This is a genomic window from Mediterraneibacter sp. 210702-DFI.5.30, from assembly GCF_020560115.1.
GTDB classification, from domain to species: domain Bacteria; phylum Bacillota; class Clostridia; order Lachnospirales; family Lachnospiraceae; genus Mediterraneibacter; species Mediterraneibacter faecis.
Window position 1 is genome coordinate 1 of record NZ_JAJCME010000301.1, and the last position, 206, is coordinate 206.

Sequence of the window (206 nt, forward strand, 5' to 3'; positions counted from 1 at the left end):
TAACAAATTTCAAATCAGAATGCTATAATGAGTCTTGCAATATGCAATACTACTTTAAGGGAGACTTTACTTATGTCTAAGAATCATCAAAAGGTTGTCCTCGTCGGAGACGGCTCGGTAGGTTCAAGCTACGCATTTGCGATGGCACAACAAGGCCTGGCTGAAGAATTCGCAATCGTTGACATCATCAAGAAGCGTACGGAAGG

General features: G+C 42.2%; 1 protein-coding gene. It reads left to right on the top strand.

Annotated elements, in window-relative coordinates:
• Positions 1 to 72: 72 nt before the first annotated feature.
• Positions 73 to 206, top strand: a 134-nt coding sequence (locus tag LI126_RS16685; protein WP_442919981.1) for a lactate/malate family dehydrogenase, incomplete at its 3' end; no start/stop codon positions are given.